Origin of the sequence: Vibrio barjaei, assembly GCF_001639065.2 — a bacterium.
GTDB classification, from domain to species: Bacteria; Pseudomonadota; Gammaproteobacteria; order Enterobacterales; family Vibrionaceae; genus Vibrio; species Vibrio barjaei.
This window is the reverse complement of sequence record NZ_LQXO02000021.1, coordinates 1-25,182: the sequence shown is the minus strand read 5'-3', so window position 1 is coordinate 25,182 and position 25,182 is coordinate 1. Positions and strand designations below refer to the sequence as shown.

The window sequence follows — 25,182 nt, the reverse complement described above, 5'->3', positions numbered from 1 at the left end:
CGATGATGTAAGGGATACCAACCTGACGGCCTAGTAGGATGTGCTCACGAGTCTGAGGCATTGGGCCGTCAGTTGCAGCAACAACTAGGATACCACCGTCCATCTGTGCAGCACCAGTGATCATGTTTTTAACATAATCCGCGTGTCCTGGACAGTCTACGTGTGCGTAGTGACGAGTTGGAGTGTCGTACTCAACGTGAGAAGTTGCGATTGTGATACCGCGCTCACGCTCTTCTGGAGCGTTATCGATAGATGCGAAGTCTTTCGCTTCACCGCCGTACACTTTAGCTAGAGTAGTACAGATTGCAGCAGTTAGAGTTGTTTTACCGTGGTCAACGTGGCCGATAGTACCAACGTTAACGTGCGGTTTAGTACGTTCAAATTTTTCTTTAGACACGATCGTGTTCCTTCCTAGTTATGATTCGCCCCGAGAACGAATTTTGTCGGGGCGCGCCAGAATTTGCTATTTTATGCGTCAATTTTACTCAACGCAACAGATTCATTACTAAACAATAGCTGATTAGCTGCGCTGTGCAATAATCGCATCAGCCACATTCTTCGGAGTCTCAGCGTATTCGCTAAATTCCATCGAATATGACGCACGACCTTGGGTAGCACTACGCAAGTCAGTTGCGTAACCAAACATCTCAGAGAGCGGTACTTGTGCACGGATGATCTTAAGGCCAGCGTGGCCATCATCCATACCTTCGATCATGCCGCGGCGACGGTTAAGGTCACCAACAACATCACCCATCCAATCTTCTGGAGTAGTTACTTCAACCTTCATCATTGGCTCAAGCAGAACAGGTTGTGCTTCGAGCGCACCTTTTCTGAAGGCCATCGAGCCGGCGATCTTAAACGCCATCTCGCTAGAGTCGACATCATGGTAAGAGCCGTCATACAGTGTTGCTTTGACATCCAGCACAGGATAGCCAGCAAGAACACCGTTGTTCATCTGCTCTTCGATACCTTTCGATACCGAGCTGATGTATTCCTTAGGAACCACACCACCCACGATCTCGTCAACGAACACAAACCCTTCACCCGCTTCAGATGGCTCAAGCTTAAGCCATACGTGGCCATATTGACCACGACCACCTGATTGGCGAACAAATTTGCCTTCAACTTCTGTGCTGCCGCGAATCGTTTCACGGTAAGCAACCTGAGGTTTACCCACGTTGCAATCAACACTGAATTCACGCTTCATACGGTCAACGATGATGTCTAGGTGAAGCTCACCCATACCTGAAATTAGCGTTTGGCCAGTTTCGTCATCGGTTTCCACACGGAACGACGGGTCTTCTGCAGCCAGTTTACCTAGCGCAATACCCATTTTCTCTTGGTCAGCTTGAGAGCGAGGCTCTACCGCGATCTGAATAACTGGCTCAGGGAACTCCATGCGCTCAAGAATCACTTTGTGGCTCTGGTCACACAGGGTATCACCTGTTGTTACGTCCTTCAGACCAATCGCTGCTGCAATGTCACCCGCACGAACTTCTTTTACTTCTTCGCGCTTATTTGAGTGCATTTGAACGATACGGCCAAAGCGTTCACGCTTTTGCTTCACTGAGTTATAAACGGCATCACCCGAGTTTACGACACCTGAGTAAACGCGCATAAACGCGAGGGTGCCTACAAACGGGTCGGTTGCAATCTTAAATGCAAGTGCAGCGAATGGTTCGTTGTCGTCAGCGTGACGCTCTACTTCGTTCTCATCTTCGTCGATACCTTTAATCGCAGGTACGTCTACTGGAGACGGTAGATATTCGATAACCGCGTCTAGTACTGCTTGCACACCTTTGTTCTTAAATGCACTACCACATGTTGCGAGTACAATTTCGTTATTTAGTGTACGAGTACGCAGACCCGCCTTGATTTCAGCTTCCGTTAGTTCGCCTTCTTCAAGGTATTTATCCATCAACTCTTCGCTTGCTTCCGCAGCGGCTTCAACCATGTTGTTGCGCCACTCTTCAGCTTCATCTTGCAGTTCTGCTGGAATGTCTTCGTAAGTGAAGGTCATGCCTTGATCGGCATCGTTCCAGTTGATTGCTTTCATCTTGATAAGGTCGATGACACCTTTGAACTCATCTTCCGCACCAATGTTTAGTTGGATTGGAACTGGGTTCGCACCAAGACGAACTTTAATTTGGTCCACAACGCGTAGGAAGTCTGCGCCTGCACGGTCCATCTTATTCACAAATACCATACGTGGAACGTGGTACTTGTCAGCTTGACGCCATACAGTTTCAGACTGAGGTTCAACACCTGATGAGCCACAGAATACAACCACTGCACCATCAAGCACACGCAAAGAACGCTCTACTTCGATAGTAAAGTCAACGTGTCCAGGGGTATCAATGATGTTTACGCGATGATCTTGGAATTGTGCTTCCATACCACGCCAGAAGGTAGTAGTAGCAGCAGATGTGATAGTGATACCACGCTCTTGCTCCTGCTCCATCCAGTCCATGGTTGCAGCACCATCGTGAACTTCGCCGATTTTGTGAGAAAGGCCAGTGTAGAACAGAATACGCTCACTTGTGGTTGTTTTACCTGCATCTACGTGAGCAACGATACCGATATTACGATAGCGCTCAATAGGAGTTTTACGAGCCACGATTGTATCCTCTTACTAAGGTTCACCTTAGAGTATAGAAAAGTGCCGCGAGAGAACCTCGCAGCACTGAAAAGGTATTACCAACGGTAATGAGCGAATGCTTTGTTTGCATCAGCCATACGGTGAACGTCTTCACGTTTCTTAACCGCAGTACCTTTGTTCTCAGACGCGTCTAGCATTTCAGCAGCTAGGCGTTGAGCCATAGATTTTTCACCACGCTTACGCGCAGCTTCAACTACCCAACGCATAGCAAGTGCGTTACGGCGAACCGGACGTACTTCTACAGGTACTTGGTAAGTTGAACCACCTACACGGCGAGATTTAACTTCTACCGCTGGGCGAACATTTTCAAGAGCTTCTTCAAATACAGCTAAGTGATCTTTACCAGATTTCTCAGCCATAGTTTCTAGTGCAGTGTAAACAATTTTCTCTGCAGTAGATTTCTTTCCGTCAACCATAAGGATGTTAACGAACTTTGCCAGCAATTCAGATTTGAACTTAGGATCTGGAAGGATCTTACGCTGACCAATTACGCGACGACGTGGCATGGATATTCTCCGTTGTCTTCTTCAGGTTATCCAAAACTTTACAGTTTCTTCAAAAATTAAAAATAATTTAGTGTTTGGCCTTACTTAACGGAATCCATTAAGACTTAGGACGCTTCACACCGTACTTAGAACGACCTTGTTTACGGTCATTTACGCCAGCACAGTCTAATGCGCCGCGAACAGTGTGGTAACGTACACCCGGAAGGTCTTTAACACGACCGCCACGGATTAGAACAACACTGTGCTCTTGAAGGTTGTGACCTTCACCGCCGATGTACGAAGTTACTTCGAAGCCGTTCGTTAGACGAACACGGCATACTTTACGAAGTGCTGAGTTTGGTTTTTTTGGTGTAGTAGTGTAAACACGAGTACATACACCACGTTTTTGTGGGCACGCTTCTAGTGCAGGCACGTTGCTTTTAACAACTTGCTTTGCACGAGGCTTACGTACCAACTGGTTAATAGTTGCCATTAACTAGCTCCTGATTTACTTGAAAGTAAGCTTTGTGAAAAATCTAGCCCTAACCGCCAATGGCAATTAGGGACGCAAAATTCTATGCAGCAGTGGGAGGTGTGTCAAGAAATATACAGATCTTTTTTAGATTAACTGCCGGGTTTTCATGTTTACAACAAGCGATATGAAACGACTACTCCCAAGTAGTACTGCTAACATGTTGTTCGGTGAGCTCAACAAACCCATTAAAATCCACAACTTGAGTCAAATCCGACACTAGAGGCATCAATCCTCTGGCGGTAAGATCCGGTTGCAACACGAAACATGAAGAAGGCAATGTTAAGTTTTTGTCAGTGACTAAATAACATGCTCTTTCGACCAAAATCATTTGGTCATCCTGCGATAAATAGCTAAGTGCTTGTTGGTAGCTAGTTTCTGTTTTGATGATATGCAGCATAGAAGGAGGCCTAAAACGTTAATACCTTATGGCAAAGATTCAACTGTTTAGCAATGTCACCCGCGTCAACCACTTGTGCACCAATAATCAGTTGCTCGAAGTCTAGCTGATATTGCTGCATACTCTGCTCGCAAATAAACACTTCTTCAATATCATACAACTCCATCAACTTAAATGCGCTGATGTAATCGCGTGACAACACGTCGGCACTGTGCTGGTTTTGTCTTAGTTGATTAACACCTGCGCCAACAAAGAATACTTTGATGTCTTCAGTAAACGCCGATGTCGCTAACAATGCGTCTAATCCTTCACGCCCTTTTGCAGTTGAATGTGGTAATGAGTTAAATACAAACGCTAGTGTTGTCAAAACTGCACCACCCTATCTTGCGTTAACATAGCGCTGGCTAGACTCCCTAACCCAGCGAGTTCAAAACCTTGAGCTAAGTTATCGACATCGCGCGTATGTTGTGAGGCTTCTTCAGCACCCAAGACACCACGTCGCAAAGACGCGGCAACGCACGTTTCTAAGCGTACTCCATAATCTTGTGCCAAACTCTGCCACTCAGCCGTCAAATCCAGCTCATCATTCGCCGGTACCACAAGACGCGATGCATTGTGGATCCCATCCTGATAAAAGAACACACTCACTAGCTTATGTCCTCTAGCAATGAGAGCCTTAGCAAAAAGCAACGCGTTACGCGCCGACTGAGTCCCATAAACCGATCCATTGATGACTAATGTATAGGTTAACGCAGACACGTTATTCGTCCTCCGTCTTACGCTGACGGATGTAGAGGTAAACGGTATGTTTAGAGATATTGAGACGATCTGCGACACGATTTATCGCATCTTTAATATCAAAAATACCTTTGTCGTAGAGCTCCATAACAATCTGGCGGTTCTTAGTATTGTTCGATACCGATTTATCCGCATTAATGTCTTCGATAGTGCGCTCTACGGTTTGGTCTACCAGCTCTTCTACATCACTGGCAAAATTCACTGAAGATGCGGCATCTTTTGCATCTTGTGTAGGCATAAAAGATTGAAGAATTTGCGAGAATGGCGCATCCAAGTTCACGTTAATACACAGCAGACCAATGACACGATTATCACCATTACGAATCGCGATGGTAATCGACTTCATAAGCACGCCGCCTTTAGCGCGAGTGAAGTATGAGCGAGAGAAGTTACGCTCAGAGCCTTCGATATCTTTGAGCATCTTAAGAGCGAGGTCGGTTATTGGCGAGCCCACTTGACGTCCTGTGTTTTCACCATTGGCAATTTTCACAGCGGAAGTATTTAACGACTCCAGTGAGTGCAAAACGATTTCACAAAATGGACCAATTAAACTCGCTAGTCCATCAACAACGGCCTCATAAGACTTAAGGATGATTTTGTCATGCTCGCTAAATGGCGCCACATCGACTGACTCCATTTCAAGCAGCTCATCGGGATTGGTAATTTCAGTCACTGTACTTTGACCCTAGAGATAACTTAAAAAAATTACCGTAAGTTTATCAGAAAATTTGAAGCTGACCTCTAAGTATGTCTCTAACAAGTGATTTAGGGCAAAAAAAGTGCAGTTTTTTATCTACTGTCACTTTCATCAAACAAAAAAAGACCCACCGTAGTGAGTCTTTATCGTTCAATGTACTAATTACTGAGTTGCTTGTGCATCATCGCCATCGATTTTTAGCAGCTCTACTTCAAATACCAATGTAGAGTTTGCTGGAATCGTTGGTGTGTCTTGTTCACCGTAAGCAAGCTCTGGCGGGATAACGAACTTGTACTTAGAACCCACTTTCATTAGCTGAACACCTTCAGTCCAACCTGGAATAACACGGTTAAGTGGGAACGTCGCTGGTTGACCACGATCGTATGAGCTATCAAATTGAGTGCCGTCAATCAAAGTACCTTTGTAGTGTACTTCTACTGTGTCAGTCTCTTTTGGCTGCGTACCAGTACCTTCTGTTTCTACTTGGTACAGTAAGCCAGAATCGGTTTTGGTCACGCCATCTTGTTTCTCGAATTCAGCACGGAAATCGTCACCAGCTTTCTTAGCAGCTGCAGCTTTTTCTTCTGATTGCTTCTGCATAGTTTCAGCAACACGTTTGTCTAAACCTTCTAGTGCAGCGCGAATTTCATCTTCTGTTAGCTCAGCTTTACCCGCAAACGCTTGTTCAATACCTTTAAGAACCAGTTCTTTTTTCAGCTCGATGCCAAACTCAGCCGGTTTTTCAATGCTCGTGCTTAGGTAGTTAGCGAAAGAAACGCCGATTGCGTAAGCTGCTTTATCATCTTCTGTCTTAAAGTGAACCGCTTTGCCTGTCTCCGCTTGAACTTGCTCTTGCGCCGCTGGCTCTGCTTTTGGTTCTTCTTTTTGACAACCGACTGCCAACATTACTGTCGCAGCAAGTAGCGACACTTTAAATAGTGATTTCATTTAATTCTCCGATTATGGAATTCAACGCCTACTCATACTTATTAAACTTGTCTTTCAGCGCAGCATGCGTAACTATCTCAATCTAGTAACTATTTCTACATAGCTCAAGCTTTAAATATACTAGCTTAAACTCAAGACTCAACGTGGAATAACGCTAATGATGCGAATAATATCTCATTCTGTGCTGTGGTTAATTGTCATCAGCCTGTTAAATGGCTGCTTTTTCTCCAGTGATTCAGAGAGACAATGGGACCTAGCGCTGGAGGGAACCAGTGCCATAGCGTTAAGCCGCGATGCCAGATTCGCCTTACTTTACTCCAAACAGCAGCACCTTCAACTTTGGGACCTCAACCAAAACAAACTGTTAGCTCGCTTGGGCATTCAAGATCCTGAACAGAATATTATTTCCCTCATCCGTTTTAGCGATAATGGCCGCTTTGCTGTCACCGCTACACAAACCAACTTTGCCGTCTGGGATTTAGCCTGGTCTCAATCTACCGGACTTTGGTCTATCTCTGACGGACTCATACAAGACATCGCTTTGGGCAATAATGGCGATGAAGTGCTTATTGGTCTTAGTAATGGCAAAGCCATATTCATCGATTTAGTCACTGGAAGACGCCTAGAGTTCCTCGCTCACGTAGAAAAAGTGAATTCTGTTTCACTGTCTCCTAATGGAAAATATGCACTATCAGGAGGCAACGACCATAACGCTTACTTTTGGAGCACCGAATCTGGCCAAATATTGCAGCAATTTGAACATGAGCAACGCGTCGGCACAGTGGAACTGCAACGGGATGGTTTATACGCACTTACTTCAGATAGTGGAAATAATGCCATTATCTGGGATCTAAAAACCGGCAATGAGGTCAGTCAGTTGAGCAGCTGGACTCGACAGCTTATCTTCTCTTCTGCGCGCTTTTCCGATGACGGCACCCGTTTAGTCACCGGCTCCCCCTCTTCTAGAATGGTCATTTGGGACACCCAATCTGGTAAACGGATAGAAGGCTTCGAAGTTGAGATGCTAAAAGATGTTCGTCCGCCTCGAGGAGTAGTGTATGATGCCGCTTTTGAGAGCAACCAACGCGTCCTCTCAGCCTCTTCTGCCGGTGTTGTGCAGGCTTGGAATTTGAGTGAGTAGAGATTATGAGTAATAAAGAAGTTCAGGCTCTCGAAGAGAGAATTAACGATATGGAATGCAAAATAGCATTCCAAGAGCAGACCATCGAAGAGCTCAATGACGCCTTAACTCAACAGCAATTACTGATCAGTAAAATGCAAGATCAAATGAAGTATGTTGTTGGTAAAGTGAAAAATATGGATACGTCCAACCTTGCCGATCCTTCAGAAGAAACGCCCCCTCCTCATTACTGATTGCCCCAGATATAAGAAAGCCCCTGCTTAATGCTGGGGCTTTTGAATTATCTATAAGTCCTGCTCAATCACTAAAGCGCGCGTTGGCGTACCGCTTCAAATAAACAAATCCCCGATGCTACCGAAACGTTCAAACTTGATACCGAGCCCGCCATTGGAATTTTAATCAGATCGTCACACGTTTCACGAGTTAAACGGCGCATACCGTCACCTTCCGCTCCCATTACGATCGCTAAAGGTCCATCAAGTTTCGCTTGGTAGATATCGTGAGTAGCTTCCCCAGCAGTACCGGCAATCCAGATTCCCTGCTCTTGCAATGCTCGCATCGTACGAGCGAGGTTAGTTACGCGAACCAAAGGAACAGTCTCAGCGGCACCACAAGCAACTTTACTAACAGTAGCAGTCAATGGCGCAGAGCGATCCTTCGGCACAATAACAGCAGCAACACCGGCCGCATCGGCATTACGTAAACAGGCACCCAGATTATGAGGATCAGTCACACCATCAAGAATTAGCAATAGTGGCTGAGCATGCAGGCTCAGAATACTATCTAGATCATTCTCATTGAGCTGCTTAGCTGGTTTTACTTTCGCAATGATTCCCTGATGATTGGCACCATGTGCTTTGTCATCAAGCGTCTTACGGTTCATTTGTTGAATCGACACACCAATCTGGGTCAACTCATTCAGCACTGGCATCAAGCGTTCATCTTGACGGCCTTTTAATACGTACGCTTCTATAAAACGTACAGGGTCTCTTTCCAATACAGCTTTCACAGCGTGAATGCCGTAGATAAATTCGTTACTCATGGTTTAACCTTGAATTCTATTTTTTCTTCGCTCGACCCGCTTTACTACGCGCTTTATTCTTGCGAGCTTTTTCGGCTTTGGACTTTTTGCGCTTATGCGGTAATACGTCTTCTTGTCCGTCTGGCCTTTTCGTTGCTTCGACAAGAGGCTTAGCTTTCGTACCTCGCTTGCCTCTTACTTCTGCGACACGTTGTTTTGCCTTCGCTTTTTTCTTCTCAGCTTCAGCAACACGCTTTTTAGCCGTTTTCCCTTTGCCGCGTAGCTTACGACTTGTTTCCTCTAATTCAAAGTCTATTTTCTTCTCATCGAGGTTAACCGCCAGCACTTTTACTTTTACCGCATCGCCTAATCGATAAATTGCACCAAAACTCTCACCGATAAGTCTTTGACCTATTGGGTCAAACTGATAGTAGTCATTCGCGAGTGAGGAAATATGCACCAAACCATCAATGTGTAATTCCGTTAAACGTACAAAGAACCCAAAACCGGTGACATTCGCAATTACCCCATCAAGCACTTCACCAACATGGTCTTGCATGTACTCACACTTGAGCCAATCTGCTACATCACGTGTCGCATCATCCGCTCGGCGCTCTGTCATCGAACACTGCTCACCATAAAAGTCCATATCATCGAAGGAGTAATGGTAGCCACCTGTTGGTGTCCATCGATCGGTGTTGCGACCTTCTTGCTTAGCAATTAAGTACTTAATCGCTCGATGCAGCAACAAATCAGGATAACGACGAATTGGAGAAGTAAAGTGCGCATAGCGTTTGAGTGCTAAGCCAAAGTGACCTGCATTATCTGCGTTATACACAGCTTGCTTCATTGAGCGTAATAGCATGGTCTGAATCAACTCTTTGTCTTGGCGCTGCTGGATTTTTCGAATCAGTTCAGCGTAATCCGTTGGTGACGGGTCTAAACCACCGGATAAATCTAAGCCAAGCTCTCCTAAGAAATCTCTAAAACCTTGCAGCCTTTCCTCTCCCGGTGTTTCGTGAATACGATACAGGGCCGGCTCTTTGGCTTTTTCAACCAGAGAAGCGGAAGCAATGTTCGCCAATATCATACATTCTTCGATGATTTTATGAGCATCATTGCGAATCACAGGTTCGATGCGGTCAATTTTACGCTCTGCATTGAAGATAAATTTGGTTTCTACTGTTTCGAACTCAATCGCACCACGATAGTCACGTGCCTCTTTCAGCACCTGATACATATTGTGTAGCTCATGCAAGTGTGGCACTAACGCACTATAGCGTTCACGTAACTCTTCGTTACCCTCTAAAATATCATTCACTTTGTTATAGGTCAGGCGAGCATGAGAGTTCATCACAGCTTCGTAATGCTTGTAACCTGAAAGCTTACCCGTTTCCGAAATGGTCATTTCACACACCATACATAAACGGTCTACTTGAGGGTTAAGTGAACACAATCCGTTCGACAACACCTCAGGTAACATAGGAACCACCTGAGATGGGAAATAGACAGAGTTACCACGTACTATGGCTTCTTTATCCAGAGGGGAATCTGGACGAACATAATAGCTGACATCGGCGATCGCAACCCATAAGCGCCAACCACCACTTTTTTTACGTTCACAGTAGACGGCATCATCAAAGTCACGAGCATCTTCACCATCAATCGTGACAAGAGGCAACTCGCGTAGATCGACACGGCCCTTTTTAGCCTCTTCAGGAACAAATTCACCAAATTGCTGAACTTGCTTTTCAACCTCAGCTGGCCACTCATGAGGAATTTGATGAGTGCGAATTGCGATTTGGGTTTCCATGCCAGGCGCCATATTCTCGCCAAGTACTTCAACTACTTGTCCCATCATTCCACGAGATCGGCTGCCACGGTCAGTCACTTCAACCACAACGACATTGCCCATTCGGGCGCCACCTCGGTGTTCATTCGGGATTAGGATATCTTGGCTAATACGAGAATCATCAGCCACGACATAGGCGTAACCGTATTCTAAGAAAAATCGGCCTACAACTTGCGTCTTGCGCTCTTCCAACACACGTACGAGTCGCCCTTCCTTTCGACCACGTTTATCGGTGCCAGATGGCTGTACTAATACAAAATCGCCATGTAGTAGTGTACGCATTTGGTGATGAGGAAGCAGAACATCATTGTCCTTATTCATGCTTCCTTCGGGTCTCACCCAGCCATGTCCGTCTTTATGACCTATGACATAACCTTTAATCATTTCCAATTTATCTGGTAAGGCATAACACTGGCGTCGAGTGAAGACCAACTGGCCATCACGCTCCATAGCTCGTAAACGACGACGCAGCCCTTCATAATGCTCTTCGCCTTCAAGTCCTAATGCTTCAAACAGATCATTTCTGTTCATTGGTACATTAACGCTTTCTAAGAAATCGGTGATGAATTCTCGGCTTGGGATTGGGTTGTCGTAGTTTTGGGACTCTCTTTCTGCAAAAGGGTCGTCTACTTTGATATCGCTAGGCTTGTTCGACATAGTCTGACCTATATTTTAGGAGGGATACGTCGATTATAACTGACAGAGCAGATAAGCTACAGAAATGCTTTGAATTTCTCGTATTGCTGAAAGATTACCAGAACGTCATTCGACGCTTTGCCCGCGCAATAATGTTTTCAGGCATACGTTGCTCTAAGCCACGTCTTAACATAGAAATACGTTTGTGTTTACGACCATCGGGAGTCACCGAGTTGTAGAGCCAACGATATGCATCTTCGTAATCCAGAGGGCTACCATAGTCTCGAAGCAACAATTCTGCGAGTTGAATCCTCGCATCAATATTGCCCATTGACGCCGCTTCTCTAAAGTAGGGAATGGCTCGCTCTTTATCCTGCTGCACAAAAGTGCCACGAGAGTAATAGCGGCCTAGCTGTTCAAGCGCTACCGGTAATCCTTGATGGGCTGCATTTTCCATGTAGTACAGACCCAACTCAACATCTTGAGGCACACAAACACCCCAAGCAAGCATATCGCCATAAAGAAATTCATAGGAAGGTAAGTTGATGCGTGTCGCGCGCGCCATAATATCTTCAACCAGCTGACAGTTATCTGCTTTGACTCGAGCTAGATGTCGATTTTCTTCAATTAAACCAATCAGTTCATCTTCAGAATAGATAGGGATCGGAGCCCCCACCTCTTTGGCGTGAAGTGTTTTTACAGAGCCAAGTAGCGCCATGCAAACAAGTGCTGCTAGTTTGTGTCGCTTAATCACTGTGTAACTACTCCTCATACGCAAGTACCAAAGCCAACCAAAGCTTTATGGATGGTTTAACTTTTATCGGCAGTTACTCGCCTCGCTTTAGAGAAAAAATGGGAAAAGTGGCAATATATTGCCACTTTTAGCTAACCAAAACTCAAAGGCGTCAAAACCTTGGCACAAGATCACATTTACTCCATATTCATCACCAATAAAAAAGCCAGCGTAAACGCTGGCTTTTTAGAACTTTCAATCGATTAAGCCTCGAATGGCTGAACCTTAATGATCGTTTCGTTACGATCTGGACCTGTAGAGATAATGTCTACTGGTACGCCTGTCAGTTCTTCAATACGCTTGATGTAGTCTAGAGCGGCTTGAGGAAGTTGCTCAATAGACGTTGCACCAAATGTTGTTTCAGACCAACCAGGCATAGTTTCGTAAATTGGCGTTGCTTCTTCAAAAGCTTCAGCAGCCATTGGAGAAACTTCCAAGATAGAGCCATCTTTCATCTTGTAACCAGTACAGATTTTCAGCTCTTCTAGACCGTCAAGTACGTCTAGTTTAGTTAGACAGAAACCTGAGATAGAGTTGATTTGTACTGCACGACGCATTGCTACGGCATCAAACCAACCAGTACGACGTAGACGACCTGTTGTAGCACCGAACTCGTGACCAACATCACCAAGGTGCTTACCTACTGGATCTTGCTTGTCTAGGCCATCGTAAAGTTCTGTCGGGAATGGACCTGAACCAACACGAGTACAATAAGCTTTAGTAATACCTAGAATGTAACCGATATGACGAGGACCAAAACCTGAACCTGCCGCAACACCGCCAGCGGTAGTGTTTGAAGACGTTACATAAGGGTATGTACCGTGGTCGATATCTAGAAGCGTACCTTGAGCACCTTCGAACATGATCTTGTCACCACGCTTACGCGCTGCATCAAGTTCATCAGTTACATCGATAACCATTGATGTTAGAAGGTCTGCATAACCCATGCATTGTTCTAGAACTTCGTCATAGCTTACAGTGTCAGCTTTGTAGAAATGCTCTAGTTGGAAGTTATGGAATTCCATGACTTCTTTTAGCTTCTCAGCGAAGACTTCTTTATCGAAAAGATCACCAACGCGTAGACCGCGACGTGCAACTTTGTCTTCGTATGCTGGACCGATACCGCGACCAGTTGTACCAATTGCTTTATTACCACGAGCGATTTCACGCGCTTGGTCAATAGCAATGTGGTAAGGAAGAATTAGAGGACAAGCTTCAGAAACGAAAAGACGCTCGCGAACTGGAATACCACGCTCTTCTAGAGGCTTCATTTCTTTAAGAAGTGCTTCTGGTGAAAGAACAACACCATTACCAATAACACACTTAATGTTATCGCGAAGAATGCCTGATGGAATCAAATGAAGAACGGTTTTTTCACCGTTAATGACTAGAGTGTGACCTGCATTGTGACCGCCTTGGTAGCGAACCACGTACTTTGCATCTTCAGTTAAAAGGTCTACGATTTTACCTTTACCTTCGTCACCCCATTGGGTGCCCAGAACGACTACGTTATTACCCATCTTTCCAAATCTGATTGCTAGTTAAAAAAGGATTCTAGCATCGAAATCACAAATTTGCAGTCATTTTTTAAGCATTAGAATCCCGCTTTGTGGTAAGTGACTGATGCTGACTAATAAAAAAACGATATCGTGGCTAGTTTAGCAGCATAAAGACAATTACAGCACCTGCCACAACAAGGCAGCCGCCGATTCTTCTTAAATACTCATCAGGCTGTTGAGCTAATTGAGAAACCATGTTTCGCCAACCTCGCGGGGCAAGTAAGGGCCCTAACCCTTCGACAACTAACACTAAACCCAAGGCAATCCATAACGACTGTGACATTGTTTTTCTCCCAAAAAATAAGGCTCCCTTGAGGAGCCCTATTACGGTATAGCTTAAGATTATTTAACTGGAGCGCCGTTCATATCGTTCATGTAACGGAAGAACTCACTCTTAGGGTCAAGAACTAAGATATCGCTCTTGTCCGAGAATGACGTCTTATACGCCGATAGTGAACGTAGGAAGCTAAAGAACTCTGGGTCTTTGTTATATGCCGAAGAGTAGATAGCTGCTGCTTTTGCGTCTGCACCACCTCGTGTTACACGAGCAGTTTTGTCTGCTTCAGCCAATAGTGTTGCCACTTCTAGCTCAGCTTGAGCACGAATAACTTCTGCTTTCTCACGACCTTGAGAACGGTGCTTACGAGCTACTGACTCACGCTCAGCACGCATACGACGATAAATCGATTCACTGATTTCATCAGGAAGGTTGATTTTCTTCATACGGAAGTCAACAACACGAACACCTAAATCTTTCATCGCGCTTTCACGGGTATCGCGAAGCACGTTGCTCATGATCTTATCGCGTTCGCCATCAATCTCTAGAGCTTGCTTAGCCGCTTCAGTGGTCACTTCTTCACTGTCTGCACTTTCAGGAAGTACATCGTTGTTACGAGGACCAGAAACGATCTGCTTGATCTCACGAGCACCGATTTCAGAACGTAGCACATCAGTAACTTTACGTTCTAAAAGCGCTTGCGCAGTAAGAGCATTACCGCCACCCGTTGCCAGATAGTATTGACGGAAATCTTCAATCTTCCACTTAACATAAGTGTTGATGATGACGTCTTTTTTCTCTGACGTTACGAAACGGTCACCGCGGCCATCCATTGTCTGGATACGTGCGTCCAATGTTTTCACTCGATCGAACAGTGGCATCTTGAAATGCAAACCAGGTTCGTAGATACGAGATACTTGGTTATCATCGGTAAGAACACGACCAAATCGAATCACGATGCCACGCTCACCTTCTGGGATGACGAACAAAGACATCAGCATCAATGCTAAGGCAACGACTAATACTGGTATCATCAATTTACGCATTATTAGTATCTCCCTTGACGCGTCGAGTTATTGCGAGACGTATTGTTGCTTGAAGAAGTATCGCTGGTCGACGGATCCAATTGAATCTGTTCATAAGCCGATGTTTCCTTTGGCTTACGAGACTGAGATGTACCTTCTTGACCTGCTAGCTTATCGATAGGCAAGTACAACAGATTACCACTTGATTCCGAGTCAATAAGAACCTTAGATGTATTTGAGTACACTTCTTCCATCGTATCTAGGTACAGACGGTTACGAGTAACCTCTGGTGCCGCTTGATACTCTGGGAGCAGTTTCTCAAACTGAGCAACTTGACCTAGCGCTTCGTTGGTTATTCTCTCGGAGTAACCTTGAGCTTCTTTCTTCAAACGCTCAGAGCGACCTGTCGCTTTCGGAATGATCTCGTTTTTATACGCTTCAGCTTCGCGAATGAAACGCTCTTCATCCTCTCGAGCAGCGATAGCATCATCAAATGCATCTTTAACTTGCTCTGGTGGACGAGCTGACTGGAAGTTGACGTCAACGATGGACAGACCCATATCGTAGTTATCAATGATCTCATTCAGCGTTTCTTGAGTGCTTTGACGAATCTGTTGACGACCACTGGTCAGGATACTATCCATCAGTGAGTCACCGATTACTGCACGTAGTGCCGAGTCAGTTGCTTGGCTTAAGCTGTCATCAGCGTTAGTGACAACAAACAGATACTTGTATGGGTCAGAGACGCGATACTGTACGTCCATTGAAACTGAAACTACGTTTTCGTCTTTTGTCAGCATGGTACCTGATGCACGAAGCGAGCGAATTGCTTGTACGTTAACAGGCTGATATTCGTCGATAAAGCGAGGACGCCAGTTCAGACCTGGGTCGACGATTCGATCGAATTTACCGAGACGGAGAACGACACCACGCTCACCTTCGCTAATGGTATAGAAGCCAGAAAAGAACCAAATAGCGACTGCGATCAATGCAATGACACCAAAGCCTATTGCACTACCACCACCGCCAATTGATGGGCCACCATTACCACCACGTTTACCAAACTTACCACCGATTTTCTGACTCAGCTTATTAAAGACTTCATCTAAATCAGGCGGTCCTTGATCACGACCACCGGAGTTCCGGTCACCACGATTGTTATTACCCCATGGGTCTTTATCGCGGCCGTTGTTTCCATTGTTATTACCAGGCTCATTCCACGCCATTAGGAAGCTCCATCATTTAGTATGACGTTATACTGTAGCAGTCCTTTAAGTAACTATAAAGTCACTCAAAACTGCCCCTTCTCTTTTTTCAAGTCTAGACCAATCTACTTGTTGCATCCGAATATCAATCAACAAGTTACCTTCTTCGTCGTATTCTTCACGTTGAATACAATTCATCTGGAAAAATGTACTACGAAAACGCCCTTGAAACTGCGGCGGAATTCGCAATTGATATTGAACCATTTGGCTCGCTAAGCGCTCTGTTAGCGCTTCGAACAACAGTTCGATTCCTTGCCCTTCCATGGCAGAAACCCAAACGGCTCTCGGAATTCCCTCGTCATTACGTTCTATACGTGGACGTTGGCCATCTAGATTATCTATTTTATTCATCACAACGAGAGAAGGCACTTCATGTGCATCTATCTCTTCTAGCACGTCATGAACAGCTTGAATATTCTCACGAAATCGGTCATCACTGGCATCGACAACATGTAACAAAATGTCAGCTTCCTGCGTTTCTTGCAGTGTTGCTTTAAATGCCGCGACTAAATCATGCGGTAGATGACGGATAAATCCTACCGTATCCGCAAGGATAGCCGGACCGACGTCCGCTAGTTGTATTTTTCTTAAAGTGGGGTCGAGTGTTGCGAATAACTGGTCAGCAGCATACACCCCTGCTTCAGTAATACGGTTAAACAGTGTTGATTTGCCCGCGTTGGTATAACCTACTAGGGAAATCGTTGGGATTTCAGCTCTGTTTCGGGCTCGTCTGCCTTGTTCACGCTGTTTTGCGACTTTTTCTAGACGACGCAAAATCGCTTTAATTCGATCACGCAGAAGTCGACGGTCGGTCTCTAACTGAGTTTCGCCGGGACCACGTAAACCAATACCACCTTTTTGCCTTTCAAGGTGCGTCCAACCTCGAATCAATCGAGTCGATATATGACGCAACTGTGCTAGCTCAACTTGCAACTTACCTTCGTGGGTACGTGCTCGCTGAGCAAAAATGTCGAGGATCAGACCAGTGCGATCCAAGACTCGACATTTACACAGACTTTCTAAATTACGCTCTTGGGCAGGAGAAAGGGCGTGATTAAAAATCACAATGTCAGCACCAGTTATCTGCACAGTTTGCGCAATCTCCTGAGCTTTACCTTCTCCAACATAGTATTTCGGGTGAGGGGACTGCCGGCTTCCGGTTACTACCTGTAACGCATTAACGCCTGCAGAAGATACGAGCATCTCAAATTCGCTAAGATCTTCCCACTCACCTTCTTGCGTGAAGTTGATATGAACAAGTACAGCTTGCTCCCCCGATTCATAACGGTCAAACAAGCTACCAACTCCTATTTAATTGTCTTGTTTTATTAAATTCGGTATTAATCGTCAGATTTCTCTTGTTGACGATCACCAACTGGACGCTCACCACTGTGATGACTAACCGCACGAGCTGGAACAACCGTAGAAATCGCGTGCTTATAAACCATTTGATTTACGGTGTTTTTCAAAAGGATCACAAACTGATCGAAAGACTCAATTTGACCTTGTAGCTTGATCCCGTTTACAAGGTAGATTGATACTGGAATACGCTCGCGACGTAGTGCATTTAGGAATGGGTCTTGAAGAGATTGCCCCTTAGCCATTTTTATTTTCCTTATATTAATATTGTAGTTTTAATTATTTAGCTATTGGTGCACTGCAATGTTAGGTGCTGCCTTTGCATCTGAGCTAAACCAATGAAATACCCCTTAGTTTTATAATCATAGAACAACTATTGCCTTTGAAAACAAAACTCAGTTCCTTTTTGGGTACAAATACGCAAAAGCGACCACATTATACACAGTTAATGCCATCAGATGCTATGGCATCTGTGAGAGTTTTCATTGAATCCTCAACATGTTCGCTGTCTAACCAAACCAAATCATCCCAACTCCTTAACCAGGTGATTTGACGCTTGGCCAATTGGCGAGTCGCACAGATCCCGCGAAAGATCGCGTCATCTAAAGTGCTCTCTCCTTCCAAATATTCCCACATCTGACGATATCCGACACAACGAATAGACGGCAGATCCGAGTGAAGATCTTCACGAGCATATAACGCTTTGACTTCATCTTCAAAGCCTGCTTGTATCATTTTCTCGAAGCGAAATTCAATTCGTTTGTGTAACAAAGCACGATCTTTGGGCGCTACCGCAAATTGTTTAACACGAAATGGTAAAGGCTCGCCTTTGGTTTCAGTCAATTCTGTCAATGACTTACCAGAGATACGATACACTTCAAGCGCACGTGATAGTCGCTGAGGATCATTTGGATGTATCCTCTCTGCTGAGACAGGATCTATCGCTCGAAGTTCATTATGAAGTGCTTGCCACCCTTTTTCCGTAGCTTCTTGCTCTATCTGTTTACGGATTTCAGGGTTCGCTGCAGGTAACGGCGATAGGCCTTGTAATAGCGCTTTAAAGTACAGCATTGTGCCGCCAACCAGCAGCGGGATCTTACCTTCAGCATGAATTTTGGCAATTTCGTTCAAAGCATCGCGTCTGAAATCCGCCGCAGAATACGCCTCTGCTGGATCCAAAATATCGATTAAGCGATGTGGCGCTAGTGCAAGCTCATCAGCATCTGGCTTTGCGGTACCAATATCCATGCCTTTGTATATTAAGGCTGAATCAACACTGATGATCTCCACAGGGTATTGCTGACGAAGACGAATGGCTAAGTCGGTCTTACCGGACGCGGTTGGACCCATTAAAAACAAAACGAGTGGTAATTTTTGATTCATAATGAAAATGCTGCAATTGTGGCCGTAAAATCGACAGGTCGAACAAATTTAGGATCGCTTAACGGTAGCTGACCTTCGTAGAGCTGTTCAAGGTTGCCAAGCAACTGAACGGACTCAGATAAAGTGTAGCTACTTTTCACTTGCAGCACTTTTTTCGCTAACCAAAGGCTTAACTGACTGGTGGTTTGCTCATGCTGCTCAAGGGTTGCCAAGTATGACAGCATTTCATCAATTAACAATTGCAAATTTTGCTGCCTTAATGGTGAAGGTACCCCCATCACCATTGCGGTTTGTTTATTGCGCACCTTAATGTCGATACCAAAGTTCAACATAAGCTGTTCATGAGTCTCAACCGCCTTTAATTGCTCTTCATTGACTTTCAATGAGAGTGGCACCAACAGTGGCTGCATGGTCAGCGCACTTGATTTTGGGCTCAATTGAGCAAACAATTTGTAAAACTCCGCCCGGCGCAAAGACACCACCGCGCAAATGGGCTCCGCCTTCACCAACACATAACATTGATCGACAATGGTAATGGCCTTACCGATTCGCTCAATATTCACGTCCATCTGGTTTGGCTTTTGCATTTCAGGTTCAGCCAGCTGATGGACGTCAGTTTCAACATCGGGCGTTTGCATCAACTCCTGATAGACTCGAACTTCGTCGGCCGTTGGCGCTTTTTCTATGACACAAGCCGAATTCTTATTGCTAGAGGTTTTCGCACCACGCTCAGATACCCAGTCGCTGCGAGGAGAATGTTCTGCAATTTCATGGCCTACCGAAGCACTTTGCACAGCATACTCTGATTGACTATCGCGTCTTTGATAATCCGCTCTTCCGGGATAAGCAGGAATGCTTTCCACAGCACTGAGTGTGGTATCGTCGACATCAATTCTCGACGTTTGCTCCGGCTCTCTGTTTTCGATGACTTTCACTTCACTTTGACTGTTAGCTGATGAGCTAAAAGCAGCTGGAGAAGCAGGCTGAGCATCAATAGACTTAGCCTGAATCAGTGCATCACTGAGAGCTTGGTAGATAAAGTCGTGAACCAGACGAGCTTGATGGAAGCGAACTTCATGTTTTGCAGGATGCACATTCACATCCACTTGATGAGGATCGATATCAATAAACAAGATATAAGCAGCAAACTGCTCTGGGGCTAGACTGTTTTCGTAGCTTTGACGAATCGCATGATTGATGAGTTTGTCTTTCATCATACGACCATTCACATAGCAATATTGCAGATCACTTTGAGCTCTAGCGCCTTCCGGAGTGGTAATCCAGCCATGTAATTTCAAATCGTTATGCTGCAACTCAATCTTCAGCATAGTACGCACAAATGGCGCCCCACACACGGCTGCTATTCGCTTCTCTGTTTGAGCGTCGGTCTTTGCAGCACGGTACTGCCTTACCAACTTACCGTTATGCTTCAGGTTGATCGATACGTCAAAACGGCTCAAGGCGATACGTTTTAGCAGCTCATCAATATGAGTGAATTCCGTTTTCTCAGTACGCAAAAACTTGCGTCTTGCTGGTGTATTGAAAAACAGATCAAGGACTTCAAGTGTAGTACCAATAGGGTGTGCAGCAGGTTTAAGCTTCACCGCCATGTCACGCCCTTCGGCATACGCACTCCAAGCTTGTTCTTGCGTGGCAGGACGAGAAGTCAGTGTCAGTCGAGCCACTGAGCTTATACTTGCTAACGCTTCACCACGAAAACCTAAGCTCATAATGGCTTCAAGATCATCCAAGGTATGAATCTTCGACGTCGCATGACGGCTGAGCGCCAGTTGCAGCTCATCTTTAGCAATCCCTTTGCCGTTATCACGCACGCGGATAAGTTTGGCGCCACCTTTCTCAATATCAATATCAATACGGGTTGCACCAGAATCAAGACTATTTTCAACCAACTCCTTTACTACCGAAGCTGGTCGTTCCACCACTTCACCCGCTGCAATTTGGTTAGCCAGTCGAGCGGGGAGTATCTTAATCGTCACTTATCTTCTCCAAAATTAGCTACATCATTCTTGTTTACTTATTAGGGATCAACAAGACTTGGCCTACTGCCAGTGAGTCTGAACGCAGCTTGTTCGCCTCTCGTATACTTTGAACGGTCACACCATACTTAGATGCAATCTTGCCTAAGAACTCCCCTCGCTGCACTTTATGCTTACGAAGAGGCAGGTCTTTTAAACTGACTGTGATTTTGAGTTTCTGCCCTAGCTTCAAAACATCAGATTTGAGGTTGTTCTCACGCTTAATATCCGCGACAGAGACTTTGTATTTGTTGGCAACCTTACCCAAGTAGTCACCTTTAGCCACAATATGAGTAACGGTTTTGGTTTCAACCGTATTTACCTTACTGCTGACCTTAACTGGTGCGCTGCTCCCCGGAATCACCAGAGTTTGTCCTACTGCCAGCGAAGTACTCTTCAGGTTATTGGCACTCTTAATGGCAGAAACCGATGTCCCGTAATTTTGAGCAATCACAGATAAGGATTCACCGCGCTTCACGGTATGCTTTTTCTGTTGTCCGCGATTAGCAAACAAAGTCCCTTCAGGCGGATTAGCTTCAAAATACTGGACGATCGCTTTAGCTAAGGCACGAGCCAGTTTATCTTGGTGACTACGAGTCGTCAGTAAGCGCTCTTCTGCTGGATTAGAGATAAAGCCAGTTTCAACCAGAACAGAAGGAATATCCGGTGACTTCAGCACCGCTAGGCTTGCGTTAACTGGCTCTTTCTTATGAAGATGCGCAACTTTACCCATCTCTTTTAGAATCTTAGTCGCGACTTTGTAGCCTTCTTTTTGAGAGTGGCTAAATTGCAAATCTAATAGTGTTTGACTGACATTTCGATCGTTGGTGTTCTTCGATAACACCTCACCAGCACCACCCAATAATTCAGATTGCTGCTCGTGATTCTCTACCCAACGCGCAATCTCGGTGTTCGCTCGTCTTGTATTCAGGACAAACACTGACGCTCCGCGGGGTTGTGGCGTTCTAAACGCATCGGCGTGAATTGAAACCAATAGATGTGCTTTATTTTTACGTGCAATCTCAGAACGTTTATTAAGGTTGACAAAATAGTCGCCACGGCGAGTCAATACTGCCTTCATACCCGGTATAGCATCGATCTGTGCAGCCAGTTTTTTCGACACGCTCAAAGTCACGTGTTTTTCGTATTTCTTAGTTGGTCCAATCGAACCTGGATCTTCACCACCATGGCCAGCATCAATTGCAACAATAATATCTGCGGTGCCTCTTAGCTGAGAAGCATCACGACTGACTGCTGTTTTACTGCTTGGTGCCGTTGCTTTAGGTTGGCTGCTCGCTTTACCGTGAGGCAAGTCGATAACCAAGCGATGCCCATACTGCCCACCCGGTGTCGGATTCAGTTTGAATATTTGCGGCGTTGAAGACTTCTTTAACTCGAACACTAGGCGATAAGTCCCTTTACTAGGTGGTGAACTTTTACGAATTTTGCTCAGCACCGGACTATCAGTTACGTTCATTGGTAACTTGGTGTTCAGGGTGGTGTTTTTAAGGTCCACTACAATTCGGCTTGGGCCCGATAGTGAGAAATAACTGTAGTCCGCCTCAGATTTAAGGTCGATAACAACACGTGTTTCGTCTGGTGACGGCCAAACGCGTAGGCCCTCTAACGCATTGGCTAAAGTGACGGTAGGAAACATCAACAAGATTGGCAGCATGACTCTAGCCATGCTGCTAAGAAAACGACTGATCAATTTAACTCCAACTGACTTATTAACTCTCTTCCATAATCGCTATTTGCGGTGAAGGCAATCTCTCTTGCCTCGCCCACATACTTAATGTCGATATCAATATCGGCATCTGGTAAAACACCAACGCCTTTTTCAGGCCACTCCACTAAACAAATGGCATCATTAGAGAAGTAATCACGAATGCCCATGAACTCAAGTTCTTCTGGATCCGCTAAGCGATATAGGTCGAAGTGATACACGTTCCAACCATCTAGCTGATAGGGTTCTACCAAGGTATAAGTCGGGCTTTTTACATTACCCTTATGTCCGAGACTCTGAATAAAGCCACGACTGAATGTGGTCTTTCCAGCGCCAAGATCACCGTGCAAATAAATCGTTGTCTGTTTTGAACAGAGATTGGCCAATTTAGTTCCAATTAAAATCGTTGCGGATTCATCTGCTAAGGTAAATTTTTTAGTGCTCATCACATTTTTCTCTGAGTGGTGCCTTTGAGAGTCGAAATAGTAAACTGTGTCGCTTTTCGTAGACAAGTGATCTTATGTAAGTAATCAGAAAATTTACCATTATTTTATCGTTATCCCTACTGTGCATACACAAAATAGTCGATGAAAGTTTGTTCTAAAGTAGATTAAGGACTTTTTGGCGCTCATACTTGGGTTAGTATTGATTTTGAGTATAGAATACGCGTCCTTTTCTATTTGAGTAATCATGATGGACTTAAACAAGCTTGCCAGTGACATCAAACAATGGGGACAAGAGCTCGGTTTTCAAAAGGTCGGTATTAGTGATATCGATTTGCAAGACCAAGAGACGGTTCTCAAAAACTGGTTGGCCGCTGGATATCATGGTGATATGGCTTGGATGGAAACTCACCAAGACTTAAGAATTCACCCAGATAAGCTGCATCCCAATACCTGTCGAATTATCAGTGTCAGAATGGATTACCTTCCAGAAGACGCGAATTTTGCATCCAATTTAGAAGATAAGCACTCTGGTTATATCAGTCGGTATGCTCTTGGACGCGATTACCACAAACTGATTCGTAATCTACTCAAAAAGCTAGGTCAAAAAATAGAGCAAGAAGTCTCAGAGCTTGGCTATCGACCATTTGTCGATTCAGCCCCCGTTTTAGAGCGCCCTCTAGCAGAAAAAGCCGGATTAGGCTGGATAGGCAAACACTCATTATTACTGGATAAAGAAGCTGGCTCTTGGTTTTTTTTAGGTGAACTATTTATCGACTTACCTCTTCCTACGGATAACCCGGTAAATAACGAATGTGGAAAGTGTCGAGCATGCGTAACATCCTGCCCTACAGGTGCGATTTTGGAAAACGGCGTTATTGATGCTCGCCGCTGTATTTCCTACCTCACCATCGAATACAAAGGGGTCATTCCGCTAGAATTTCGCGAAGCGATGGGAAACCGAATCTATGGATGCGATGACTGCCAACTGGTTTGTCCTTGGAATCGTCATGCGGAGCTCAGCCAACGACAAGACTTTCAACGACGCAATAGTTTTGCCGATACCAATCTCGACATTTTGCTTTCCTGGGATGAAGCCACTTTCCTTAAAAATATGGAAGGCTCAGCCATTCGAAGAATCGGTCACGAGCAATGGCAACGGAATATCATCATAGCGATGGGGAATGCGCCTTTCTCTCAAACTTATGTAGAGCGGCTAGAACAGATTGAAGGACAATCCGACCTTCTAGATCCACACATCAAATGGGCGTTGCAGAAACAGCTCGGGCAACTACCTGTGAATCTAGATACCAGCCTTCATACTAAAAACCAACGTCTCATCCGTATCGTAAAAAAAGGATTACCCCGAGACGCATAGCCATCAATGGTTGTAGAAAAATCAAATTAATTTTCTTGACTAATATCTCAAATCTACATTTGTGGAAAAACTACATTTTCATTAGCGGTTAGTCGTTGAGAAATCAGGTTAAACACAGTTTCAATATATGACTAGGATCAAAAAAACGTCACTTGCTGATCATTTTACTGTCAAGAAACAAATGCAAAAAAAACACTTATATCCTTAAATTTCAACAGTTTAATAATAAATTTTAATCTTCAACCTTGCCAATGTCGGTGTAAAGATCTTTCAAGCCTCACATCTTAAGAGCCTTCAAATACAATTTATCAACTAAGTTATCCACAAAATAAAAATGTGGATAAGTCTGTTAATTTAACTATGACAGAATCGCAACAAAGGCAGATGCCTAGTGCTGTTCAGGTGTGTAGAAATTAGATACACCGTTCAGTGCATTGCGTTACTTATGATTAATGCAATAACTGAATGACTTAATTTTTGGGAGTGATGCTTCTCAGCATTAGGAAAGAGCATGCGGTGAAGGGACGAAGTTTCTCAACTTTGCTATCTCTTATCGAGATGACCGCTTTTGGTGTCCATTATGAGGAAGAAATTGGAGCGACACACGAGGTTCGAACTCGTGACCTCAACCTTGGCAAGGTTGCGCTCTACCAACTGAGCTAGTGTCGCATTATTACCGCTAATAAAATAACGATTATTTCTTTCACTCTAGGAAAATGGAGCGACACACGAGGTTCGAACTCGTGACCTCAACCTTGGCAAGGTTGCG

The 25,182-nt window shown here is 44.8% G+C and carries 25 protein-coding genes and 1 tRNA gene; 3 read left to right on the top strand and 23 right to left on the bottom strand.

The window, feature by feature from the left end; all coding sequences use genetic code 11:
* The 9 genes from AWH66_RS10635 to fkpA all read right to left on the bottom strand — a co-directional run.
* Window positions 1-397, bottom strand: a 397-nt coding sequence (locus AWH66_RS10635) for a GTP-binding protein (RefSeq protein ID WP_240495613.1), incomplete at its 3' end; no start/stop codon positions are given.
* A gap of 123 nt (window positions 398-520) precedes the next feature.
* On the bottom strand, window positions 521-2,617 hold the full coding sequence (gene fusA / locus AWH66_RS10630; protein ID WP_063605306.1) for an elongation factor G: 2,097 nt from the start codon (window positions 2,615-2,617) through the stop codon (window positions 521-523).
* A 77-nt stretch (window positions 2,618-2,694) separates the two neighbouring features.
* Window positions 2,695-3,165 carry a 30S ribosomal protein S7 gene (gene rpsG / locus AWH66_RS10625; protein ID WP_017073678.1) on the bottom strand — a complete coding sequence of 157 codons (471 nt, stop codon included), beginning with the start codon at window positions 3,163-3,165 and terminating at the stop codon, window positions 2,695-2,697.
* A 97-nt stretch (window positions 3,166-3,262) separates the two neighbouring features.
* Window positions 3,263-3,637: a 30S ribosomal protein S12 gene (gene rpsL / locus AWH66_RS10620; RefSeq protein ID WP_004399892.1), complete on the bottom strand. Its 375-nt coding sequence runs from the start codon at window positions 3,635-3,637 to the stop codon at window positions 3,263-3,265.
* Window positions 3,638-3,812: 175 nt separating this feature from the next.
* On the bottom strand, window positions 3,813-4,076 hold the full coding sequence (gene tusB, locus AWH66_RS10615; RefSeq protein ID WP_063605305.1) for a sulfurtransferase complex subunit TusB: 264 nt from the start codon (window positions 4,074-4,076) through the stop codon (window positions 3,813-3,815).
* A gap of 10 nt (window positions 4,077-4,086) precedes the next feature.
* On the bottom strand, window positions 4,087-4,443 hold the full coding sequence (tusC, locus tag AWH66_RS10610; RefSeq protein WP_063605304.1) for a sulfurtransferase complex subunit TusC: 357 nt from the start codon (window positions 4,441-4,443) through the stop codon (window positions 4,087-4,089).
* Window positions 4,440-4,835 (bottom strand): sulfurtransferase complex subunit TusD, encoded by a 396-nt coding sequence (gene tusD / locus AWH66_RS10605; RefSeq protein ID WP_063605303.1) that lies wholly within the window; start codon window positions 4,833-4,835, stop codon window positions 4,440-4,442. The genes tusC and tusD overlap by 4 nt, the downstream gene beginning before the upstream one ends.
* A 1-nt stretch (window position 4,836) precedes the next feature.
* Window positions 4,837-5,511 carry a helix-turn-helix transcriptional regulator gene (locus AWH66_RS10600; RefSeq protein ID WP_051647237.1) on the bottom strand — a complete coding sequence of 225 codons (675 nt, stop codon included), beginning with the start codon at window positions 5,509-5,511 and terminating at the stop codon, window positions 4,837-4,839.
* Window positions 5,512-5,733: 222 nt separating this feature from the next.
* A complete protein-coding gene (gene fkpA / locus AWH66_RS10595; protein WP_063605302.1) occupies window positions 5,734-6,519 on the bottom strand; it encodes an FKBP-type peptidyl-prolyl cis-trans isomerase in 786 nt (261 codons plus the stop codon).
* A gap of 160 nt (window positions 6,520-6,679) precedes the next feature.
* Between fkpA and AWH66_RS10590 the strand changes: the two genes are divergently transcribed.
* On the top strand, window positions 6,680-7,660 hold the full coding sequence (locus AWH66_RS10590; RefSeq protein ID WP_063605310.1) for a WD40 repeat domain-containing protein: 981 nt from the start codon (window positions 6,680-6,682) through the stop codon (window positions 7,658-7,660).
* A 5-nt stretch (window positions 7,661-7,665) separates the two neighbouring features.
* Window positions 7,666-7,893, top strand: coding sequence for a SlyX family protein (locus AWH66_RS10585; RefSeq protein WP_031493411.1), 228 nt, complete (start codon window positions 7,666-7,668; stop codon window positions 7,891-7,893).
* A 71-nt stretch (window positions 7,894-7,964) separates the two neighbouring features.
* Here AWH66_RS10585 and rlmB read toward each other — a convergent pair whose 3' ends face one another.
* The 13 genes from rlmB to tsaE all read right to left on the bottom strand — a co-directional run bounded on the left by rlmB (window position 7,965) and on the right by tsaE (window position 23,038).
* Window positions 7,965-8,702 (bottom strand): 23S rRNA (guanosine(2251)-2'-O)-methyltransferase RlmB, encoded by a 738-nt coding sequence (gene rlmB, locus AWH66_RS10580; RefSeq protein WP_063605301.1) that lies wholly within the window; start codon window positions 8,700-8,702, stop codon window positions 7,965-7,967.
* 16 nt (window positions 8,703-8,718) lie between these two features.
* A complete protein-coding gene (rnr, locus tag AWH66_RS10575; RefSeq protein ID WP_063605300.1) occupies window positions 8,719-11,190 on the bottom strand; it encodes a ribonuclease R in 2,472 nt (823 codons plus the stop codon).
* A gap of 94 nt (window positions 11,191-11,284) precedes the next feature.
* Window positions 11,285-11,941 (bottom strand): flagellar protein MotX, encoded by a 657-nt coding sequence (gene motX, locus AWH66_RS10570; protein WP_420882864.1) that lies wholly within the window; start codon window positions 11,939-11,941, stop codon window positions 11,285-11,287.
* A 224-nt stretch (window positions 11,942-12,165) separates the two neighbouring features.
* A complete protein-coding gene (locus AWH66_RS10565; RefSeq protein WP_006075243.1) occupies window positions 12,166-13,482 on the bottom strand; it encodes an adenylosuccinate synthase in 1,317 nt (438 codons plus the stop codon).
* A 133-nt stretch (window positions 13,483-13,615) separates the two neighbouring features.
* Complete coding sequence (locus tag AWH66_RS10560; protein WP_063605299.1) at window positions 13,616-13,804, bottom strand: DUF2065 domain-containing protein; 189 nt, start codon at window positions 13,802-13,804, stop codon at window positions 13,616-13,618.
* A gap of 59 nt (window positions 13,805-13,863) precedes the next feature.
* Window positions 13,864-14,844, bottom strand: coding sequence for a protease modulator HflC (hflC, locus tag AWH66_RS10555; RefSeq protein WP_006075245.1), 981 nt, complete (start codon window positions 14,842-14,844; stop codon window positions 13,864-13,866).
* Window positions 14,845-14,846: 2 nt separating this feature from the next.
* Window positions 14,847-16,049, bottom strand: coding sequence for an FtsH protease activity modulator HflK (gene hflK / locus AWH66_RS10550; protein ID WP_063605298.1), 1,203 nt, complete (start codon window positions 16,047-16,049; stop codon window positions 14,847-14,849).
* A 45-nt stretch (window positions 16,050-16,094) separates the two neighbouring features.
* A complete protein-coding gene (gene hflX / locus AWH66_RS10545; RefSeq protein ID WP_063605297.1) occupies window positions 16,095-17,384 on the bottom strand; it encodes a ribosome rescue GTPase HflX in 1,290 nt (429 codons plus the stop codon).
* 44 nt (window positions 17,385-17,428) lie between these two features.
* The gene (gene hfq / locus AWH66_RS10540) at window positions 17,429-17,692 is read right to left on the bottom strand and encodes an RNA chaperone Hfq (protein ID WP_063605296.1); all 264 of its coding nucleotides are present in this window, start codon (window positions 17,690-17,692) and stop codon (window positions 17,429-17,431) included.
* Between the two features lie 190 nt (window positions 17,693-17,882).
* On the bottom strand, window positions 17,883-18,830 hold the full coding sequence (miaA, locus tag AWH66_RS10535) for a tRNA (adenosine(37)-N6)-dimethylallyltransferase MiaA (RefSeq protein WP_063605295.1): 948 nt from the start codon (window positions 18,828-18,830) through the stop codon (window positions 17,883-17,885).
* Window positions 18,827-20,827, bottom strand: coding sequence for a DNA mismatch repair endonuclease MutL (gene mutL, locus AWH66_RS10530; protein ID WP_063605294.1), 2,001 nt, complete (start codon window positions 20,825-20,827; stop codon window positions 18,827-18,829). The genes miaA and mutL overlap by 4 nt, the downstream gene beginning before the upstream one ends.
* Before the next feature lie 34 nt (window positions 20,828-20,861).
* Entirely contained in the window at window positions 20,862-22,553 is a 1,692-nt protein-coding gene (locus AWH66_RS10525) for a LysM peptidoglycan-binding domain-containing protein (RefSeq protein WP_063605308.1), read from the bottom strand.
* 20 nt (window positions 22,554-22,573) lie between these two features.
* On the bottom strand, window positions 22,574-23,038 hold the full coding sequence (tsaE, locus tag AWH66_RS10520) for a tRNA (adenosine(37)-N6)-threonylcarbamoyltransferase complex ATPase subunit type 1 TsaE (RefSeq protein WP_063605293.1): 465 nt from the start codon (window positions 23,036-23,038) through the stop codon (window positions 22,574-22,576).
* Between the two features lie 247 nt (window positions 23,039-23,285).
* Here tsaE and queG point away from each other — a divergent pair, with 247 nt between their 5' ends.
* A complete protein-coding gene (gene queG / locus AWH66_RS10515) occupies window positions 23,286-24,413 on the top strand; it encodes a tRNA epoxyqueuosine(34) reductase QueG (RefSeq protein ID WP_063605307.1) in 1,128 nt (375 codons plus the stop codon).
* Window positions 24,414-25,006: 593 nt separating this feature from the next.
* On the opposite strand, the gene AWH66_RS10510 is transcribed toward queG, so the two are convergent.
* Window positions 25,007-25,082, bottom strand: a tRNA-Gly gene (locus AWH66_RS10510).
* Between the last annotated feature and the right edge of the window lie 100 nt (window positions 25,083-25,182).

Bases quoted from the DNA above. Each gene is read 5' to 3' on its own strand.
- motX (WP_420882864.1), bottom strand. From the start codon at position 11,941: ATGAGGAGTAGTTACACAGTGATTAAGCGACACAAACTAGCAGCACTT.
- tusB (WP_063605305.1), bottom strand. From the start codon at position 4,076: ATGCTGCATATCATCAAAACAGAAACTAGCTACCAACAAGCACTTAGC.
- fkpA (WP_063605302.1), bottom strand. From the start codon at position 6,519: ATGAAATCACTATTTAAAGTGTCGCTACTTGCTGCGACAGTAATGTTG.
- AWH66_RS10600 (WP_051647237.1), bottom strand. From the start codon at position 5,511: ATGGAGTCAGTCGATGTGGCGCCATTTAGCGAGCATGACAAAATCATC.
- AWH66_RS10525 (WP_063605308.1), bottom strand. From the start codon at position 22,553: ATGGCTAGAGTCATGCTGCCAATCTTGTTGATGTTTCCTACCGTCACT.
- AWH66_RS10590 (WP_063605310.1), top strand. From the start codon at position 6,680: ATGCGAATAATATCTCATTCTGTGCTGTGGTTAATTGTCATCAGCCTG.
- tsaE (WP_063605293.1), bottom strand. From the start codon at position 23,038: ATGAGCACTAAAAAATTTACCTTAGCAGATGAATCCGCAACGATTTTA.
- queG (WP_063605307.1), top strand. From the start codon at position 23,286: ATGGACTTAAACAAGCTTGCCAGTGACATCAAACAATGGGGACAAGAG.
- rpsL (WP_004399892.1), bottom strand. From the start codon at position 3,637: ATGGCAACTATTAACCAGTTGGTACGTAAGCCTCGTGCAAAGCAAGTT.
- hflK (WP_063605298.1), bottom strand. From the start codon at position 16,049: ATGGCGTGGAATGAGCCTGGTAATAACAATGGAAACAACGGCCGCGAT.
- AWH66_RS10565 (WP_006075243.1), bottom strand. From the start codon at position 13,482: ATGGGTAATAACGTAGTCGTTCTGGGCACCCAATGGGGTGACGAAGGT.
- AWH66_RS10585 (WP_031493411.1), top strand. From the start codon at position 7,666: ATGAGTAATAAAGAAGTTCAGGCTCTCGAAGAGAGAATTAACGATATG.
- hfq (WP_063605296.1), bottom strand. From the start codon at position 17,692: ATGGCTAAGGGGCAATCTCTTCAAGACCCATTCCTAAATGCACTACGT.
- AWH66_RS10560 (WP_063605299.1), bottom strand. From the start codon at position 13,804: ATGTCACAGTCGTTATGGATTGCCTTGGGTTTAGTGTTAGTTGTCGAA.
- miaA (WP_063605295.1), bottom strand. From the start codon at position 18,830: ATGAATCAAAAATTACCACTCGTTTTGTTTTTAATGGGTCCAACCGCG.
- hflC (WP_006075245.1), bottom strand. From the start codon at position 14,844: ATGCGTAAATTGATGATACCAGTATTAGTCGTTGCCTTAGCATTGATG.
- rpsG (WP_017073678.1), bottom strand. From the start codon at position 3,165: ATGCCACGTCGTCGCGTAATTGGTCAGCGTAAGATCCTTCCAGATCCT.
- rnr (WP_063605300.1), bottom strand. From the start codon at position 11,190: ATGTCGAACAAGCCTAGCGATATCAAAGTAGACGACCCTTTTGCAGAA.
- rlmB (WP_063605301.1), bottom strand. From the start codon at position 8,702: ATGAGTAACGAATTTATCTACGGCATTCACGCTGTGAAAGCTGTATTG.